The organism is Kribbella sp. CA-245084 (genome assembly GCF_050942355.1).
Lineage (GTDB): Bacteria > Actinomycetota > Actinomycetes > Propionibacteriales > Kribbellaceae > Kribbella.
Genome location: NZ_CP192053.1, coordinates 5,693,527 through 5,711,720 on the forward strand (window position 1 = coordinate 5,693,527; position 18,194 = coordinate 5,711,720).

General features: G+C 69.1%; 13 protein-coding genes. 10 read left to right on the top strand and 3 right to left on the bottom strand.

Annotated elements, in window-relative coordinates; genetic code table 11:
• Positions 1–7: 7 nt before the first annotated feature.
• On the top strand, positions 8–1,948 hold the full coding sequence (locus ACQPYH_RS27130) for a glycoside hydrolase family 127 protein (RefSeq protein ID WP_432876700.1): 1,941 nt from the start codon (positions 8–10) through the stop codon (positions 1,946–1,948).
• Positions 1,949–1,957: 9 nt separating this feature from the next.
• Here ACQPYH_RS27130 and ACQPYH_RS27135 read toward each other — a convergent pair whose 3' ends face one another.
• Entirely contained in the window at positions 1,958–3,439 is a 1,482-nt protein-coding gene (locus ACQPYH_RS27135; RefSeq protein ID WP_432876702.1) for an amidohydrolase, read from the bottom strand.
• A gap of 141 nt (positions 3,440–3,580) precedes the next feature.
• On the opposite strand from ACQPYH_RS27135, the gene ACQPYH_RS27140 reads away from it, so the two are divergent.
• Both ACQPYH_RS27140 and ACQPYH_RS27145 read left to right on the top strand, forming a co-directional pair.
• Positions 3,581–4,228 (top strand): FMN-binding negative transcriptional regulator, encoded by a 648-nt coding sequence (locus ACQPYH_RS27140; RefSeq protein WP_432876704.1) that lies wholly within the window; start codon positions 3,581–3,583, stop codon positions 4,226–4,228.
• Positions 4,225–5,298, top strand: coding sequence for an FAD-dependent oxidoreductase (locus tag ACQPYH_RS27145; RefSeq protein ID WP_432876706.1), 1,074 nt, complete (start codon positions 4,225–4,227; stop codon positions 5,296–5,298). The genes ACQPYH_RS27140 and ACQPYH_RS27145 overlap by 4 nt, the downstream gene beginning before the upstream one ends.
• On the opposite strand, the gene ACQPYH_RS27150 is transcribed toward ACQPYH_RS27145, so the two are convergent.
• Positions 5,295–6,863, bottom strand: a complete 1,569-nt coding sequence (locus ACQPYH_RS27150; protein WP_432876708.1) for a PucR family transcriptional regulator — start codon at positions 6,861–6,863, stop codon at positions 5,295–5,297. The genes ACQPYH_RS27145 and ACQPYH_RS27150 overlap by 4 nt on opposite strands.
• Before the next feature lie 131 nt (positions 6,864–6,994).
• Between ACQPYH_RS27150 and ACQPYH_RS27155 the strand changes: the two genes are divergently transcribed.
• Genes ACQPYH_RS27155 through ACQPYH_RS27185 form a run of 7 tightly spaced genes read left to right on the top strand, consistent with a single transcriptional unit; the run spans position 6,995 to position 16,500 of the window.
• Positions 6,995–7,978 carry an ABC transporter permease gene (locus tag ACQPYH_RS27155; protein WP_432876710.1) on the top strand — a complete coding sequence of 328 codons (984 nt, stop codon included), beginning with the start codon at positions 6,995–6,997 and terminating at the stop codon, positions 7,976–7,978.
• Positions 7,979–8,000: 22 nt separating this feature from the next.
• On the top strand, positions 8,001–9,776 hold the full coding sequence (locus tag ACQPYH_RS27160; protein ID WP_432876712.1) for an ABC transporter substrate-binding protein: 1,776 nt from the start codon (positions 8,001–8,003) through the stop codon (positions 9,774–9,776).
• Positions 9,773–10,789, top strand: a complete 1,017-nt coding sequence (locus ACQPYH_RS27165) for an ABC transporter permease (RefSeq protein WP_432876714.1) — start codon at positions 9,773–9,775, stop codon at positions 10,787–10,789. The genes ACQPYH_RS27160 and ACQPYH_RS27165 overlap by 4 nt, the downstream gene beginning before the upstream one ends.
• Entirely contained in the window at positions 10,779–11,801 is a 1,023-nt protein-coding gene (locus ACQPYH_RS27170) for an ABC transporter ATP-binding protein (RefSeq protein ID WP_432876716.1), read from the top strand. Before ACQPYH_RS27165 ends, ACQPYH_RS27170 begins: the two co-directional genes overlap by 11 nt.
• Positions 11,798–12,769: an ABC transporter ATP-binding protein gene (locus ACQPYH_RS27175; RefSeq protein ID WP_432876718.1), complete on the top strand. Its 972-nt coding sequence runs from the start codon at positions 11,798–11,800 to the stop codon at positions 12,767–12,769. The genes ACQPYH_RS27170 and ACQPYH_RS27175 overlap by 4 nt, the downstream gene beginning before the upstream one ends.
• Positions 12,770–12,779: 10 nt before the next feature.
• Positions 12,780–15,308: an aminopeptidase N gene (gene pepN / locus ACQPYH_RS27180; protein WP_432876720.1), complete on the top strand. Its 2,529-nt coding sequence runs from the start codon at positions 12,780–12,782 to the stop codon at positions 15,306–15,308.
• On the top strand, positions 15,268–16,500 hold the full coding sequence (locus tag ACQPYH_RS27185) for a serine hydrolase domain-containing protein (RefSeq protein WP_432876722.1): 1,233 nt from the start codon (positions 15,268–15,270) through the stop codon (positions 16,498–16,500). The genes pepN and ACQPYH_RS27185 overlap by 41 nt, the downstream gene beginning before the upstream one ends.
• Here ACQPYH_RS27185 and ACQPYH_RS27190 read toward each other — a convergent pair.
• On the bottom strand, positions 16,428–18,158 hold the full coding sequence (locus ACQPYH_RS27190; protein ID WP_432876724.1) for a PucR family transcriptional regulator: 1,731 nt from the start codon (positions 18,156–18,158) through the stop codon (positions 16,428–16,430). The genes ACQPYH_RS27185 and ACQPYH_RS27190 overlap by 73 nt on opposite strands.
• Positions 18,159–18,194: the final 36 nt, after the last annotated feature.

Consider the following 18,194-nt stretch of genomic DNA (forward strand, 5'->3'; position numbering starts at 1 on the left):
ACACGGGATGAAACTCACTGACAGCCACGGATTCGTACCGGTCGCGCCGAGCTCGGGCCGGTTTCGTCCGCTGGGATCGGACGAGGTACGGATCACCGGCGGTTTCTGGGCCGAGCGGCAGCGCGTCAACGCGGCCGGCACCTTGCCCCACATCAAGCACTGGCTGGAGCGCGAGGGCTGGCTGCCGAACTTCGATCTCGCCGCCCGGGGCACGTTGCCGGCGGGACGGCGCGGACGGGAGTTCTCCGACTCCGAGGTGTACAAGTTCCTCGAGGCTCTTTCCTGGGAGATCGGGCGCACGGGCGACCAGGAGCTGGAAGAAGTCTTCCGGTCGATCGTGACGCGGGTCGCGGCAGCGCAGGAGCCGGACGGCTACCTCAACACGAACGCCGGACGTCCCGGCCAGCCGGCCCGCTGGTCCGACCTCGAGTGGGGGCACGAGCTCTATTGCCTGGGGCACCTTTTCCAGGCCGCGGTCGCGCGTGCGCGAACCCGTCCGGATAGCGATGACGGCCTGCTCACCATCGCCACGCGCGCCGCCGACCTCGTCTGCGACGCCTTCGGGTCCGAGGGGATCCAGAGCGTCTGCGGGCACGCCGTGATCGAGACCGGCTTGGCAGAGCTCGCGCGAGTCACCGGCGAGCCTCGGTACCTGGAGCAGGCCAGGCTCTTCATCGAGCGACGCGGCCTGGGGACGCTGCGGCAGATCGAATGGGGCCAGCAGTATTTCCAAGACGACATGCCGATTCGTACGGCGACGGTGTCGCGCGGCCACGCCGTACGGGCGAACTATCTCGCCGCCGGAGCGGTCGACGTCGCCGTCGACACCGGCGACGCGGAGCTGCTCTCGGCGCTGGCGACGCAGTGGCGGAACACCGTTGCCCGACGCACCTACATCACCGGCGGCCAGGGCTCGCATCACCAGGACGAGGCGTTCGGCGAGGACTGGGTACTCCCGCCGGATCGCGCCTACTCGGAAACCTGCGCCAGCGTCGCGTCGGTGATGTTCAGCTGGCGGCTGGCGCTGGCCCTCGGCGACGCGAGCTACAGCGATCTCGTCGAACGGACGCTCTTCAACGTCGTCGCCACCTCACCATCGACCTCGGGTACGACGTTCTATTACGCCAACACCCTGCACCAGCGCACTCCTGGTACGCCGGCTGCCGACGACGTGGTGTCGCCCCGCGCCGAGTCCTCGCTGCGAGCGCCCTGGTTCGAGGTCTCCTGCTGTCCCCCGAATGTCGCGCGAACCCTGGCCAGCCTCGACGCGTTCATCGCAACCGCCGACGGCGACGGCATTCAGATCCATCAGTACGCCGCCAGCAGTATTCGCACTCGTCTGACAAGCGGACAAGTTGTCGCTCTCGATGTCGAGACCGACTACCCACGCTCCGGGTCGGTTCGCATGACGACACCGATTGCGTTGGACGCTCCGATCACGGTGTCCCTGCGTATACCGGCCTGGGCCGATGGCGCCGAACTGCGGGTTCGCTCGGGGGGCGAGCTCGTGAGCTCGGACGTCGTGCAGCCAGGGTGGGCCGCCGTACGCCGTGCCTTCCTGGCCGGCGACAGCGTCGAACTGGACCTGCCTGTCGAACCTCGTGTCGTACACCCCGACGGCCGCATCGACTCCGTCCGCGGATGTGTCGCGATCGAGCGCGGGCCGGAGGTCTTCTGTCTCGAGTCCGTGGACCTCGCCGCAGCCAGCGGCGGCACCGTTGGCGACGTCGCGGACATCCGACTCGACACCTCGACACCGGTCATCGCTAAAGACGGTGTTCCCGTCGTACGTGTCCTCGTCGTGCACGACGACGATCGTCCTTGGCCTTATGCCGATCCCGATCCCGAAGTGCGCGTCGGCGAGGCAGTCGAAGTACCCCTCATCCCCTACCACGACTGGGCCGAACGTGGCCCCTCCACCATGCGCGTCTGGCTGCCTGTGGAGTGACACAATCGGCTAGGCGATTGCCTGCCAGGTCCACCGGCCTGCGAGAAGGGTTGCGTGGACCTGGAAGGCGCGGAGGTCTGTCGGGGTCGCGAGGGTCGGGTCGGTGTCGAGTACGACGAGATCCGCCGGAGCGCCGGCAGTCGGCGTACGGCCGCCGTGGGTAGAGGCGTCGAGGGCTGCGGTGATGGGGATCTCCTGCTCTGGATGCCACGGTGCTCGGCCGTCGTCGGACCGGTGGACGGCAGCGGCGATGGACAGCCAGGGGTCGAGCGGCGCGACCGGCGCGTCCGAGCCGAGCCGTAGGTCTGCGCCAGCGGCAAGGAGCCCGCCGAAAGCGAAGGCTCGTTCCGTCCGCCCGGCCCAGTGCCGGTCTGCCACGTCCCGGTCGTCGAGCGCGTGCACCGGCTGGACGCTGGCCGCCACTCCAAGCTCACGGAACCGCGGAAAGTCCGCGGGCGAGATCAGCTGCGCGTGCTCGATCGTCCCGCCGCAGCCGACCTTCTCGAAGGCGTCGAGGACCAGGCCGTTGGCGTGGTCGCCGATCGCGTGGATCGCACTCGAGATGCCATGATCCAGAGCCTTCTGCATCAGCGGCACCAGCACCTCGGGCGGTACGACGAGCAGTCCGTGGGCGTCCTTGTCGACGCCGGGGTACGGGTCGTGGCAGTAGGCGGTCCGGGTGTTCAGCGATCCGTCCGTCAGCACTTTCAGCGGGCCCATGGTGACCAGGCCACCGGTGCCCGGTACGACGTCACCGGTCCGCAGGCCTTGGGAGATCGCCCAGTCGAGGTTCTCCGGGTAGACGCAGCACTCCACCCGGAAGTACGCGACCCCTTCGTCGTACCGGGACTTCCAGACGGCCGGGTTGCGGGCGTTCTCCAACTCGACCACGCCGACGATCCCGCGGGTGGCCGCCGTACGCGCCGCCTCCTTGACCAGGCCCTCCGCCGGAGCGGAAGACTGCATCAGCCCCATGACCGGCGCGAATTCGGTCTCGCGAACCACTCCGCTCGGCCGGTCGGCCGCACCGAGCTTGCGGAGCGCTGCACTGTTCAGCCAGCCACAGTGCAGGTCTCCGCTGGCCAGTGCAACCGGTACGTCGCCAGACACCTCGTCCAGCATCGATTTGAGCGGCTGGTCCGGCCAGAGCCCGTCGCGAAACCCGTACCCGAGCAGCGCGACCCCGGCGGGCGGCGGGTTGGTCGCGAGCCGCTCCCGGACCCGGTCCGCGACTTCACGGGCAGACGTCGTACCGGACAGGTCGAGGTGCTGGCGCGACAGTGCCCACTGCTGGAAGTGCACGTGGTGGTCCCACAGCCCGTTCATGACGTATCGGCCGTCGAGGTCGACGACCTCATCCGCACCGGACGTCGTGCCGGCCGGGTGGATCGCGGAAATGGTCCCGTCGGTGATCAGTACGTCGACCGGCTCGGCGGGCGAGCCGTCCCGGACCAGACGGGCGCGGCGGAGCAGGAGGTCAGCGGAAGTCATGGCCCACACTCTGCGGGTCGGGGACCCGGAAGTGCTCGGCGACCGGCACGACTCTGGCGTCGTGAGATTGTCGTGAACCACGAAGCCGGTCCGGACCGCAACACGGATACTCGGGGCGTCGAGCAACCGAAAGGATCATCCATGTACGTCGACCCGGACTACGCCGAGCCGAACCTCGACGAGATCGCCCGGCTGATCGCTGCGCACCCTTTCGCCACCTTGGTGACCGATGAACCAGAACTGCGGATCGCGCACGTCCCGGTCCAGGTACGGGACACCGACGATGGGCTGCAACTCGTCGCGCACGTGGCCGGCCTCGACCCGTTCGCCGACTCGATCCGGCAGGGCGCGCGAATCCTCGTCAGCGTGGTCGGCCCCTCGGTGTACGTCAGCCCGGCGTGGTACGCGAGCCGCGGTCTGCCGACGTACAACTTCGTGGCGATCGAGGTCCGCGGTACGGCCGTCCCGTTGAACGATCCGGACGCCGTACGCGCTCACCTGATGCGGCTGGTGCAGGACCACGAGCAGGCGCTCAACCCGGGCGATCCGAAGGCACGGTGGCGCGTCGACGAGTGGGCCCGCGACCGCACCACCGAACTGCTCCCGGAGCTGCAGGCCTTCACGCTGCGAGCCGACCAAGTCACCGCGAAGGTCAAGCTGGGCCAGAACCGCACCGAAGCCGACCGGCTCGGGACGATGGCCGCACTGCACGACTCGCCGCGTACGGACCACCAGACGGTCGAGTGCCTCATGCGCGCGCGGTACGACGACCACGGAGGTAAGGCATGACGTACGACGTTGCTGTGGTGGGTGCCGGAGCGATGGGATCGGCGGCGGCTCGGGCGCTGGCGGCAGCCGGACGTGAGGTCGTCGTGCTGGAGCAGTACACACTCGGACACCACCGCGGTGGATCACACGGCGGCACCCGGCTGTTCCGGCCGGCTGCCGACAACGCCGAGGTCGCACAGCTCACCGAGCGGGCCAGACCGCTGTGGCGCGAGCTGGAGGCCGACTCCGGCGAGACGCTGTTGGAAATCACCGGCGGCATCGACCACGGAGTCGACGATGCGGCAGTCGGAGCGTTCCGGTCGTTGCATGCGACAACAGGTGAGGTCCTGTCCGCAGCAGCTGCCGCGGAGCGCTGGCCGGGCTTCCGCTTCGAGACACCAGTGCTGTACCAACCCGGCTCCGGACGCCTGTACGCCGATCGCACGGTCCACGCCCTGCAGACACTCGCGACCGGACTGGGGGCGGAGTTCCGGGTGCAGTCGCCGGTGAAAGGGCTGCGCGTCCACGACGACCTGGTCGAGCTCGACGTACCGGGTGGCGCAGTACAGGCAAGGCATGTGGTGGTGACGGCTGGAGCGTGGGCACCGAAGCTACTGGGCGGCGTGGTGCCCTTGCCGGACTTCACGGTGACGCAGGAGCAGCCACGCTTCTTCGCTCCCGTTGCAGACGACCTGGAGTGGCCGAGCTTCGTGCACGGAGATCATGGAGCCTACGGGCTGTTCGAAGCCGGATCCGGAATCAAGGTCGGACTGCACGCCACCGGCCCGGTGGTCGATCCGGACAACCGGGACTTCGCAGTCGAGCCGGAGCGCGACGCCGAGCTGCTGCAGTACGTCGAGCACTGGTTCCCCGGGTTGGACACCAGCAGGTCGACGGCGATCAGCTGCCTGTACGACAACACGCCGTCCGACAACTTCGTCATCGACCGGGCCGGACCGGTCACGGTCGCGGTCGGCTTCTGCGGTCAGGGCTTCAAGTTCGTTCCGCTGGTCGGTGCCTTCGTCCGCGACCTGGTGACCGGGGACGCCGAGATCCCGAACAGGTTCCGGCTGGCGAGCCACCTGCCCTAGTGGAACAGCCGGTGCTGGAGGTTCAGGGCGAAGCGCTCCTCCGGGTCGGTCAGATCGATCTCGCCGACCTCCTCCACCCGCATCAGGCGGTAGCGGAAGGTGTTCGGATGGACCTGGACGGTTGCCGCCGCCTTGGTCACGTCACCCAGCGCGCTGAGCCAGGCCGCCAGCGTCTCGACCAGATGCGCACCGCGGAGCCGGTCGTAGGCCAGCAGCCGTTCGTAGGCACCGGACGGACCGCGGTCGGCGGCATCGAGCTGAGCCCTGAGCTCGACGAACAGTGAGTCGACGAGCAGGTCCTCTGCCAGGGCTACCCGGCGTGATCCGTCCAGGTGCCGCAGCGTCCTGGCCGCCAGCTCGGCGTCCTCCCGGGACCGCCGCAGGTCCTCGACCGTGTCCGCGACGCGTCCCAGCCCGGCGAACACCGGCGTACGCGTGCCGGCCACCTCGTTGAACTGGTTGCAGGCAGCAAGCACCGCCGCTTCGTCGTGGTGGATCAACGAAGTGATGGCGTACACGCGATGGCCCACACTGGCGGCCACCGTGGGGACACCGGCTCCCTGCAGGTGCATGGTGAGTGCAGCGCAGACGCGGTTGCGCCAGCCCAGACGGGTCAGGTAGCCGGCCAGGTCACCGGCCGGTCCGGGGAGGTCGGCACCGGAGGTCTCCACGCAGATCACCAAGGCCGGCAGGGCGATCCCGAGCGAGGCCGCTGCCTCACGGGCGTCTGTCCGGCCGTCCAGTACGGCGGCGATCCGCTCCTCGAGCTGAGACGTCTCCTCCTGATCAGTCGCCTGCCTCATGTGATGCTCTGCCACCTGAGCAGCGGCCGTGAACAGCCGTTCCTGGTCTGCCGTCGGCGGTGCCTGCATGACGGCCCAGATCGTGCCGAGCAGGTGAGCGCCGTCCCGCACCGCGATCGCCATGCGCGGCATCACTTCGCCACCGTCCGGCGTCCGCCCGGCGGGAAGGTACATCGGGAGTCGTGACGACAGTACGGCGTCCATCGACGTCTCCACGTAGTCGTACGGGCGCATCCGCTGCAGGATCGAGTCGATCCGGACGACGTCCGCCTCCTCCTGACGGGCCGAGAACGCGAGCACATGGGTGTTCCGGTCCTCGATGGTGACCGGAGCGTCGATCAGCTCGCAGATCACCTCCACGAGCGCGTAGAGATCGCCGTCCGGCACCTCGTCCAGAGCCTGTACGCCGGTCAGCGGGCGTGGGAGTCCAGGCAGCATCCCCGTGATCACAGTGGTCGCGTGCTGCCAGTCGACTCCGTCGGCGAGTTGCAGAAGCGGCAGCTCGGACCGTAGGGCCTCCGGGTCCGGTGTCACCGCTCGACCGACCACCACTGCCGCAGCGCGCGCCCGCGTCGCCTCCCGCAGCAGCGCCGGTACGCCGCCTGCAGGCACGCCGATCGCCAGTACGACGCTGTCCTCCGGGCAGGTCAGCTCCGGGCCGTCCACAATCACCACAGCGCGGATCGGGCGAGCCTTGGCCGCCGGGTTGAGCGGGGTGGCGACGGCAGGTGTCAAGGCGGTGGTCAGCAGCCCATCGACCATCGGCGGCCCTTCGGTAGTCGTGCGGCAGCCCTAATGTCCGGGCCGCATTTTCGTGGCGCACACCGAACTCTGGGGCGGCCGTCGGTGGTGGTATGACCCACAACATACCGGCCTTTCCGGCGAGGTGAACGATGGCGGGACTCTCCAGCGCGGTCAGCGAGACGGCAGTCAGCCGTCCGGCCGACACTGCCCGCACGCGCTCGCCGGGCCGGCTGGCCTGGGGCCGGTTCCGCCGGGACAGGCTGGCCGTCGCGGCCGGCGCGTACGTCGTACTGGTGCTGCTCGCTGCTGCTCTGGCGCCGCTGATCTGCCGGGCCATCGGCGTCGACACCCAGCGGCACATCGAGTTGCTCAGCCTCAGCAACCTCGGCTTCCCCGACGGCCGGCTGGGCGGGGCGAGCTGGGCGCACCCGCTCGGGATCGAGCCCAAGACCGGGCGCGACCTGCTCGCGCTGCTGCTGATCGGCTCCCGCACCTCGCTCGTCATCGCCTTCGGCGCCACCCTGGTGTCAGTTGCCCTCGGCATCGTCTTCGGGCTGTGGGCCGGGTACTTCGGCGGCTGGGTGGACACCGTCATCTCCCGGTCGGCCGAGGTGCTGATGGCGTTCCCGGTGCTGTTGTTCTCGATCGCGCTGCTGGCCGTGCTGGGCAACCTGGACCGGATCGGGCCGCTGTCCGGCAACGGCCTGCGGATGGCGATCCTGATCTTCGTCATCGGGTTCTTCAGCTTCCCCTACACCGCCCGGCTGATGCGGTCGCAGGTGCTGTCGCTGCGCACCCGCGAGTTCGTTGCCGCCGCCAAGGTGATGGGCGCGACCCACCGGCGGATCCTCGTCCGGGAGCTGCTGCCGAACCTGACCGGCCCGGTCATCGTCGTGACCAGCCTGTCCGTCCCGACCACCATCCTGGCCGAGGCCGGGCTGTCGTTCCTCGGCGTCGGAATCACCCCGCCCGCGACGTCCTGGGGCCAGTTGCTCGGCGCTGCGTCCAGGACCTTCGTCGTCGACCCGGCCTACATGCTCTTCCCCGGAGTGTCGATGGTCGCGACCGTGCTCGCGTTCAACCTGCTCGGCGACGGCATCCGCGACGCCTTCGACCCCAAGTCCCGCTCCTGACCCATCCCTGAAGGGCAGAACCATGACGAAACGTATCCGGGTCGCACTGCTGGGCGGTGTACTCGCCGCGGTCACGCTGGCCGCGTGCTCGTCCAACGGAGACAACAGCAAGAGCAGCGCACCAGAGGGCTACAACGCTGCCCTGCAAGGCGTCGTGAACCCGTCACAGCAGCCGGGCGGCACGCTCCGCGTCGGTACGTCGGCCTCGTGCGACAACTTCGACCCGGGCACGACGTACGGCGGAAGCTGCTGGTTCTTGCAGCGTCTCCTGAGCCGGAACCTGGTGTCGTTCGGCCGGACCGGTCAAGGCGCCGCGTCAGGGAACGGGAACGCACTGCAGCCGGATCTGGCCGAGTCGCTGGGACAGACCAACGCAGACAAGACCGTCTGGACGTACAAGCTCCGCGACGGCCTCAAGTTCGCCAACGGCGCTCCGTTGACCAGTGCGGACGTGAAGTACGGCTTCGAGCGCATGTACGCGACCGACGTGATCACCGGCGGTCCTCAGGGCTACTACCTGTGTCTGCTCGACAAGTGCGACAAGGCGGGGACTCCGGCGTACAAGGGGCCGTACAAGGACCCGAGTGGTGGTCTGACCTCGATTGCGACGCCCGACGCGAAGACTGTGGTGTTCACGCTGACCAAGCCGTTCGGCGACTGGGACTACCTGATGGCGTTGCCGGCCGCCGCGCCGGTGCCGCAGAAGAGCGACAAGGGCAGTCAGTACGGCGCCGGCACCAACCTGGTCTCCTCCGGGCCGTACGTGCTGAAGACCGTCAAACCCAAGCAGAGCGTAGTGATGACCCGTAACGCCAACTGGGACCGGGCGACGGACCCGATTCGCAGCGCGCTGCCGGACACCATCAACGTGACGGTCCTGAGCAACGCCGACGACCTCGACACCAGGCTCAAGACCGGCGCTCTGGACGTGTCGCTCGACGGTGGCGTCCAGACGACGTTCCAGTCACAGATCCTGAAGGACCAGACGCTCAAGGCACACGCCGACAACCCGGTGCTGAAGAGCCTCTCGATGCTGATCCTCTACCCGTCCGATGCAGTGCTGACCAACGTGCACTGCCGGCGGGCGGTCGCCTACGCCCTCGACAAGCGCGACCTCGTGATCCAGTTCGGCGGAACCAACGGCGCCGACTTCGCAACCACGCTGATGCCACCGGGCCTGCCCGGCCACGACGACAAGGCCAACGCCTACCCGTCCGGCCAGGACTGGACCGGTGACCTGGACAAGGCGAAGTCCGAGCTCTCGGAGTGCGGCAAGCCGGACGGCTTCACTACGTCGATGGCCTTCTCCAACTACGGCACCGATCCGGCCGTGTTCGCCAGCGTGCAGAACGCGCTCAAGCGGGTCGGTATCGCCGTCACCCCGAAGCAGCTCGACGCGTCGACGTACTACAACACCCTCAGTACGCCGGCCGCCGTGAAGGGTCAGCGGATCGGCATCGGCCTGATGGGGTGGATCCCGGACTACCCGAGCGGCAACGGCTTCCTCACCCTCCTGGTCGACCCGGCCCGCTACAGCGGTACGACGTCGTCCACCAACTTCGTCGGACTCAACGACCCAACGATCAACGCACTGATCGAGAAGGCCGCCACAGCGTCGAGCGACAAGCTCCCGGACATCTACCGGGACATGGACAAGGCAACGATGGAGACGGCGTACTACCTCCCGCTCACCTACGCGAAGGCCACGCTGTACCGCTCGAGCACCTTGACGAACGTCGACCTGACCGGAGACCTGAGCAACTACGACCTGGCCAACGTCGGGGTCAAGGCCCAGTGATCAGATACACGGCGAACCGGATCCTGGGAGCGCTCGGCGTCCTGCTGGTCGTCAGCGTGGTGACCTTCGCGATCTTCCAGCTCCTCCCCCGGGTCACCAAGGTCGACATGGCGTTCTACTACACCGGCCGGAACACCAGTGCGGCGCAGGCGACCGCGGTGGCCGAGCGGTTCGGGTTCGACAAGCCGGTGTGGACGCAGTACTGGACCTGGCTGAGCGGGATCTTCACCGGCCGCGAGCTGGGCGACGGCGTGTCGACGGTGCACTGCGCAGCGCCTTGTCTGGGCTGGTCGTTCCGCCAGAACCGCTCTGTCACCGAGATGCTCGTGCAGGCGTTCCCGGTCACCGCGTCGATCGTGCTTGGCGCCGCCGTACTGTGGCTGGTCGGCGGCGTCGCGGCAGGTGTCCTCGCGGCCGCTCGGCGCGGGTCGTTCTTCGACCGCGGCTCGACGGTGATCTCGCTGCTCGGAGTGTCCGTGCCGGAGTTCTTCAGCGGCATGCTGGTGATCTACGCGTTGACCGCCGGCCCGGGCTGGCTGCGCTGGTACTCCGGCGGCATCACCTACGTCCCGCTCACGGACAACCCGCTGCGCTGGGCGGGGAACCTGCTTCCGGTCTGGATCTGCCTGGCGTTCCTGATCGCCGCCGTCTACACCCGATGGACCCGGGCGGCGATGCTCGAAACGATGTCCGAGGACTTCATCACCACAGCGCGGGCCAAGGGGCTCAGCCGCGGGAAGGTGGTCGGACGCCACGGCCTGCGAGCCGTCCTCCCGTCGGTCGTGACGCTGGCCGGCCTGGATCTCGGCGCCCTCCTCGGCGGCGTGATCATCGTCGAGTCGCTGTTCAGCTTCCCCGGCCTCGGGCGGCTCGCGTACGACGGGATCACCACCAAGGACCTGCCGGTGATCATGGGGACGACGTTGTTCGCCGCGGTACTGATCGTCGTCGCCAACGTCGTCGTCGACGCCTGCTACGCGATCCTGGATCCGAGGGTGCGCCATGTCAGCTGATGCGTTGTTACGGGTGGAGGACCTGCGCGTGCACTTCCCGACGCCGGACGGTCTGGTCCGCAGCGTCGACGGGTTGACGTTCGACGTCCGGCCGGGCGAGATCCTCGGGGTCGTCGGCGAGTCCGGATCGGGGAAGTCCGTGGCCGGCAAGGCGATCCTCGGCCTGCACGAGCAGGCCCGGACCAGCGGCGAGATCTGGTACGGCGACCAGCAGCTCGTCGGCGCCGGCGAGGCGGAGCTGCGCAAGCTCCGCGGCGCGAAGATCGCGATGATCTTCCAGGACCCGTTGTCCTCACTGCATCCGTACTTCACCATCGGCGACCAGCTGTCCGAGGCGTACCGCGTGCATCACCGGGTCGGCTCCAAAGCGGCGCGGGCCCGCGCGGTCGAGCTGCTCGCCCGGGTCGGGATCCCGGCGGCGGCTCGTTCGTACGGCGCGTACCCGCACGAGTTCTCGGGTGGGATGCGGCAGCGGGCGATGATCGCGATGGCGCTGATCTGCAACCCGGGGCTGCTGATCGCGGACGAGCCGACGACGGCGCTCGACGTCACCGTGCAGGCCCAGATCCTGCAGCTGATCCGCGAGTTGAGCGAGGAGTTCGGGTCGGCCGTCGTGCTGATCACGCACGACCTCGGCGTCGTCGCGGAGACGTGCGACCGGGTGCTGGTGATGTACGCCGGTCGTTGCATCGAGCAAGCACCCGTACAGGGGTTGTTCGAGCGGCCGATGACGCCGTACACCTGGGGGCTGCTCGGATCGATCCCGTCGCTCGACGAGACCCGCGGGCACCTCGAGCCGATCACCGGACAGCCGCCGTCGCTGATCGACCTGCCGCCAGGCTGCTCGTTCGCGTCCCGGTGTGCTTTCGCGGACCGGGTCCCGGACGATCTCTGCACCAAGGAACTTCCGGAGCTGCGGGCAGCTGGATCCGCGGATCACCTCGCCCGGTGTCACCTGTCGGTGCAGGACCGCCAGCACATCTGGCACACACAGATTGCGCCGGCCCTATGAGCCTTCTCGAAGTGAACGACCTGCGGAAGACGTTCGTACGCGGGCATGGCCGCAGGCGGCGGGTGGTGGACGCGGTCGCCGGAGTGAGCTTCGCGGTACGGACCGGCGAGACCCTCGGGCTCGTGGGTGAGTCCGGGTGCGGGAAGTCGACCACGGCTGGGATGGTGGTGCGGCTCGTCGAACCGACGTCGGGTTCGGTCCGGTTCGACGGCACGGAGCTGGCCGGGATGCCCGAGCGTCGATTGCGACTGTTGCGGCGGGACCTGCAGATGGTGTTCCAGGATCCGCAGTCGTCGCTGAACCCGCGGCAGACCGTCGGCACCATCCTGAGCGCGCCGTTCCAGATCCAGGGCGTCGAGCCGGACGGCGGGGTCCTCCCCGAAGTACGGCGGCTGATGGATCGCGTCGGCCTGAATCCCGAGCACTACAACAGGTATCCGCACCAGTTCTCCGGTGGCCAGCGGCAACGGATCGGCATCGCGCGGGCGATCGCGCTGCGGCCGAAACTGGTGGTCTGCGACGAGCCGGTGTCCGCGCTCGACGTGTCCGTGCAGGCCCAGGTGCTCAACCTGCTCGCCGGCCTGCAGGAGGAGTTCGGGATGGCGTACCTGTTCGTCGCCCACGACCTCGCCGTCGTACGGCACCTGAGCGAACGCATCGTGGTGATGTACCTCGGCCGGGTCGTCGAGCAGGCCGATCGCGAAGAGCTGTACCGCGCGCCGGCCCATCCGTACACCAAGGCTCTGATGGCCGCGGTCCCGAGGCCTAAGGTGCCGGAGGAACGCAAGAAGGTCCTGCTCACCGGAGACGTCGGAGCGAGCGGTCCGGTCGGCGGCTGCCCGTTCCGTCCCCGTTGTCCCCGGTATGCAGCCGAGCTCAACGAAGCCGAGCGAGCACAGTGTGCCGACGAGGCTCCGGAGCTCGTCCCCCTCAGTCCGCGGCAGTCGGCCGCATGTCACTTCGTCTAGGAGGTTCCCAGTGATCGCCTCGCAACTGACCGAGTCAGAGGCCGCAGACCGCAGTGCGCAGCTGACAGTCCACTCGTACGACGTCACGCTCGACCTGACCGACGGCCAGGGCGGACCGGCCGCGACGACGTTCCGCTCCCGGACCGTGATCGAGTTCTCTGCCGAAACGTCAGAGACATTCGTCGATGTCCAGCCGGCGGCGCTGGACTCCGTCGTACTGAACGGCACCGAACTCGACCGCACCGTGCGCGACGGACGTGTCGCGCTACCCGGGCTGGCCGCTCGCAACGTGCTGGTCGTGGACGGCGAGTTCGAGCTGGCCGACGAGCAGCAAGGGCTGGAGCGGATCGTCGATCCGGCCGACGGCGAGGTGTACTTCGCCTCGCTGATGTTCATGGCCGCGGCCCAGCGGGTGTTCGCGTGTTTCGACCAGCCCGATCTGAAGGCGCCGTACACCTTCCACATCAGCGCGCCGAGCGGGTGGGAGGTGATCTCCAACGGATCGGTCGCCGCGGTCGAGCCCGCCCCGGGCGGTGCGGTCACGCGGCACTTCACCGAGACGGCACCGATCCCGGCGTACATCACGGCCGTGCTCGCGGGGCCTTATCACCGCGTGACCGACACCGTCGACGGGCCGGGCGGACCGGTCGAGCTCGGGCTGGTCTGCGTGCGGTCCGCGGCGCCGTACCTGGATGCCGAGCGGGTGTTCCGGTGGACCAAGGCGGGCTTCGACATCTTCCACCGGATGTTCGCGTACCCGTATCCGTTCGGGAAGTACGACCAGATCTTCGGGACCGACGCCGGGATCGGCGGGATGGAGAACGCCGGCGCGGTGACGCTGACCGGCGGGATGATCTTCCGCTCGCCGGTGACCGGGCTCGACCACGAGGCATCGGCGTACACGATCCTGCACGAGCTGTCGCACATGTGGTTCGGCGACCTCGTCACCACCGCGTGGTGGCAGGACACCTGGCTGAACGAGGCCTTCGCGACGTACGCCGGTTATCTCGCGGCCGTCGAGGGCACCGAGTTCACCGAGGGGTGGACGACGTTCGCGCAGAACGACAAGGCGCTCGCGCTGGCCGCGGACCAGCTGCCGTCGACGCATCCGATCTCGGCTGACGTACCCGATCTGCGGACGGCGTTGTCGAACTTCGACGACATCACCTATCAGAAGGGCGCGGCCGTGCTGCGGCAGCTGGTCGCGTACGTCGGCGAGGACGCGTTCACCCAAGCGCTGCGGACGTACTTCGCGAAGCATGCCTTCGGCAACACCACGTTGGCCGATCTCCTGCTGGCGCTGGAACGGGCCTCGGGTCGTGACCTCGACACGTGGGCCGAGCAGTGGCTGCAGTCCGCACAGGTCAACACGTTGTGGCCTGTGTTCACGGTGGACGAGGACTCGCGGATCGCGAGCTTCGCGGTGGAGCAGAGCGCCGAACCCGAGCATCCGGTGCTGCGGGATCATCGGCTGACGATCGGGCTCTACTCCGGTGACTCCGAGCTGGTGCGGACCCATCAGGTGACCATCGATATCGGCGGGGCGGTGACCGATGTGCCAGAGCTGGTCGGGCTGCCTGCGCCGTCCGTCGTACTCGTCAACGACGCGGATCTCACTTATGCAAAGGTGCGGTTCGATCCCCAGTCCGGCGCAGTGATCAGGCGCCGGGCCGCGGACCTGGCCGACCCGTTGGCCCGCGCGGTCGCGTGGACGGCGCTGTGGGACATGACGCGCGACGGTGAGCTGACGGCGTCGTCGTACGTCGAGGTCGCGCTGGCCGCCGCGGTCCGCGAGGAGCAGATTGCGATCCTGTCCGGGCTGCTGCAGAACCTCGAGTACGCCGTCTCGCACTACCTGCCTAGCGATCACCCAGCACAACAGGACCTCGCCAGCGCGGCCTGGTCGGCCCTCAACTCGCGGACGCCCGGCGGCGACGCCCAGCGGCTCTGGCTGCGCACCTTCGCCCGCCAGGCCGGCGGATCCACGCACGCCGGCGACCTGCAAGCCCTGTATGCCGGTACGCCGATGCCTGGCGTCGAGCTCGACTTCGAGACGCGCTGGCGCCTCGTCCGCGGCCTCGCGCCGTACGGGCTGATCGATCTCGATGCAATCGGCACCGAATTGGACCGCGACCCGAACGTCACGGCCGAGCAGTATGCCGCAACCGCCCGGGCGCTGCTCCCCGATCCGGCCGGCAAGGACGCCGCCTGGGCCTTGGTCACCACGCCCGGCGGCGCGCAGGGCTCGCTCAAGCACGCTACCGCCCGAGGCTTCTGGCACCCGGCCCAGGCCGAGCTCCTCCGTCCGTACCTGAGCACCTACTACGACTCGCTGACGGCTCTGTGGGCCTCCGACGACGGCGGCGAACAGGCGTGGGTCTCCACCAAGAGCCTGGCCCCGACGATCGTCGACGAGTCCCTGGTCCGGCTGGCCGAGGCGTGGCTCGAGGGTCCCGATCACCCCGCGATGCTTCGCCGTACCGTCGAGGAGACGCGCCATGAGATCGCAGAATCGCTCCGGATCCGTGATGCGGGCTGATCGCCTGGCCGCGCTGGTCGAGGCGGCCGTACCCGACCCTGATGGACCTGGCGTCGTCGTCGGCCTCGTTGACGCGGACGGCTCGCTGGAGACCGCTGCGCGCGGGATGGCGGTGCTCGAGCACGAGGTGCCGATCAGCGACCGTACGGTGTTCCATCTGGCGTCCGTGTCGAAACAGTTCACGGCCGAAGCGGTTCGGTCGCTCGTGGGTGCGGACGAGCAGATCGGCGATTACCTGCCCTGGGTGCCGTTCCCACACCTCACCATCGAGCAGTTGGTCCAGCACAGGAGCGGACTGCGGGACCAGTGGCAGCTGGTGGAGGCGGCTGGGTGGCGGATGGAGGACGTGATCACCACGGCCGATCTGGTCGAGCTGATCCGCCGGCAGACCACGCTGCAGTCCATCCCGGGGACGACGTACGAGTACAGCAACACCAACTACACATTGCTCGGGCTGCTCGTCGAGACGGTGGCCGGGGAGAGCCTGGACAGCTATTGCCGCAAGCAACTGTTCGAGCCGCTGGGGATGGCGGACACCGCGTTCGTCGCCAGCCATCGGGCCGTCGTACGGCGGCGGGCGTCGTCGTACGCGAGGACGGCGACAGGGTACGAGCGGATCGCGCTGTCCTACGCGACCGTCGGGGCGACCAGCCTGCATTCGACCGTGACGGACCTGGCCCGGTGGGCGGCCTCGGTGTCGTCACGCGAGTCGTGGCGGGGTACGACGTACACCGGGAGCGACTCGTACGGCTGGGGTGTGCACATCGGGGAGCACGCGGGTGAGTTGAAGCTGTGGCACGCGGGAGCGGACGCCGGGTTCCGTACGCATCTGGCCATGGTTCCGGGCGTCGGGTCGGCGGTTGTCCTCGGCAACTTCGCGGAACTGGACCCGGACGCGCTGGCCTCACAGGTGCTCGACCTGCTCGAATCGCCATCATCCGACGGACGGTTCGTCGGCACGTACTACTCGGACGAGCTGATGGCGACGGTACGGGTCGTGCCGGACGAGCAGGGCCTCGCGTTCGAGCGGCCTCGGTACGGACGGCGACGGATGACGCCGGTCGGTGAGCGGGCGTTCACGGTCCCGGGCGACGAGGCCGAGGTCACGCTGAGGTTCGATCAGACCGGGGCGGAGCTCGGGTACTCGACGCCGGAGGCCCGGGACCTGGTCTTCCGCCGCTCGGACGGCTGATCCGGCGGGAACAGGCGCAACTGCAGGTCGAGCGCGAACCGTGCCTCCGGGTCCTCGAGGTCGAAGCCGCCGATCTCGCTGATGCGGCGGAGCCGGTAGCGGAACGTGTTCTGGTGGACGTGGGTCTCCTCCGAGGCGACAGCCACGTCCCCGTTCGCGTCGAGCCAGGCCCGCAGCGTGTCGACCATGGTCGCGTTGCGGGCTTCGTCGTACGCGCGCAACCGCGCCAAGGGGCCGGACGGCCCGCGGCCGCGCAGGGCAGCAAGCTGCCGCGCCTCCATCAGCAGCGCCTCGGTGTCGACCGCACCGGCGAGCGCGACGCACCGGCCGTCGTCGGCCTCCTGCAGCACCCGAACCGCACGATCCGCATCCGCTCGGGACAACCGCAGTCCGGCCGCCGAGGTGGCGACCCGGCCGATCCCGATCCAGAGCGAGTCCCCACCGCGATGCTGATGCACGAACGCCTTGCACGTCTGCTCCAGGAGCGCAGTCGCCTCGTCCGCGCGACGGGCCGGCACGATCGCAGCGATCTGATCGTTGACGATGGCAACGACCGTGCCGGGGATCGCCCCGGTCAACTCGACCCGCAGTGCACTCGCGGTCCGCTCCCGCTCGCGGACGCGGCGGGCCAGGGTGCCGCTCGGCGTACCGACCAGCTCCGCGCCGCCGGGCTGCGCTACCGCTGCCGCGAGCACGATGCACGGCGTACCGGACAGGCCCAGCCGGGTCAGGGTGGTGGGGTCGCCGCCGAGCGCGGCCGCCACCAGCTCGGATGTCGTGCGCTGCTCGGGATCCGTGCCGAAGAGCCGGAGCATCTGGACGGCGACCGCCTGCGATCCCTCCAGCAGGAGCTGTTCCTGTTCAGGCGTCGACGGTCCCTTCAGCACCGCCCAGATCGTGCCGAGGAACTCGTCGCCGGCCCGGATCGCCACCGCCAGCCGCGGCAGGGTCGGTCGCTCGTCGTCGAGCTGGACGGCGTCCAGATAGACCGGCACCGGCGAACGGCGGATCGCCCGATGCGCGCCGCGGGCCTCGTCGGCGCGCAGGTACGGCTCGATGGTCCGGCGGCCGAGGATGCAGTCGATCCGGATGAAGTCGGCCTCCTCCTGCCGGTCGGAGAACGCCAGCACCGCCGCGTTGCGGTCCTCGATCGTGACGGGTGCGCCGATCAGCGTGCAGATCGCGTTCGCCAGCCGGAACAGCCCTTCACCGCGCTGCGGTACGACGGGCGCCCGGCGTACTGTCTCGCGGACCGCGGACTGGAGCAGGGTGGACAGCTGTTGCCAGGTCGTCCCGGCCGACAGCGAGAGCAGGACCAGTCCGGCCTCGGCCGCTTCGTGCACGATCCGCGGGTTGTCCCGGACCACCGCCGCGGGAACGATCACCGCGGCGGCCGGCGCCTCCAGAGCTGCCCGGAGGAGCTGGTCCGGCCAGGCGCCGTCCCGCCCGCCCGTGCCGAGCAGGATCGCGCCGCGCGGGACCGGGGCGGAGTCGGACGGGTCGAAGAACACCACCTCGCGGGCCGGATCGGCCAGATCCGGGTCGCCGGTGACGAGCTCGAGCACGGTCGTCCCGAGATGCTCCAGGATCTGGGCCAGTCCGGCCGGACGCGCCTGCCCGGCTGACAACGCGAGGGTCGGTCGGGAACGCAGCGGCATACAAGGAATGAAACCTTGTCGATCCGCACCCACGCA

What these genes read in the sequence shown, in the direction of transcription:
- ACQPYH_RS27155 (WP_432876710.1), top strand. Translation starts at nt 6,995, where the DNA reads ATGGCGGGACTCTCCAGCGCGGTCAGCGAGACGGCAGTCAGCCGTCCG.
- ACQPYH_RS27135 (WP_432876702.1), bottom strand. Translation starts at nt 3,439, where the DNA reads ATGACTTCCGCTGACCTCCTGCTCCGCCGCGCCCGTCTGGTCCGGGAC.
- ACQPYH_RS27190 (WP_432876724.1), bottom strand. Translation starts at nt 18,158, where the DNA reads ATGCCGCTGCGTTCCCGACCGACCCTCGCGTTGTCAGCCGGGCAGGCG.
- ACQPYH_RS27140 (WP_432876704.1), top strand. Translation starts at nt 3,581, where the DNA reads ATGTACGTCGACCCGGACTACGCCGAGCCGAACCTCGACGAGATCGCC.
- ACQPYH_RS27175 (WP_432876718.1), top strand. Translation starts at nt 11,798, where the DNA reads ATGAGCCTTCTCGAAGTGAACGACCTGCGGAAGACGTTCGTACGCGGG.
- ACQPYH_RS27130 (WP_432876700.1), top strand. Translation starts at nt 8, where the DNA reads ATGAAACTCACTGACAGCCACGGATTCGTACCGGTCGCGCCGAGCTCG.
- ACQPYH_RS27185 (WP_432876722.1), top strand. Translation starts at nt 15,268, where the DNA reads ATGAGATCGCAGAATCGCTCCGGATCCGTGATGCGGGCTGATCGCCTG.
- ACQPYH_RS27160 (WP_432876712.1), top strand. Translation starts at nt 8,001, where the DNA reads ATGACGAAACGTATCCGGGTCGCACTGCTGGGCGGTGTACTCGCCGCG.
- ACQPYH_RS27170 (WP_432876716.1), top strand. Translation starts at nt 10,779, where the DNA reads ATGTCAGCTGATGCGTTGTTACGGGTGGAGGACCTGCGCGTGCACTTC.
- ACQPYH_RS27150 (WP_432876708.1), bottom strand. Translation starts at nt 6,863, where the DNA reads ATGGTCGATGGGCTGCTGACCACCGCCTTGACACCTGCCGTCGCCACC.
- ACQPYH_RS27145 (WP_432876706.1), top strand. Translation starts at nt 4,225, where the DNA reads ATGACGTACGACGTTGCTGTGGTGGGTGCCGGAGCGATGGGATCGGCG.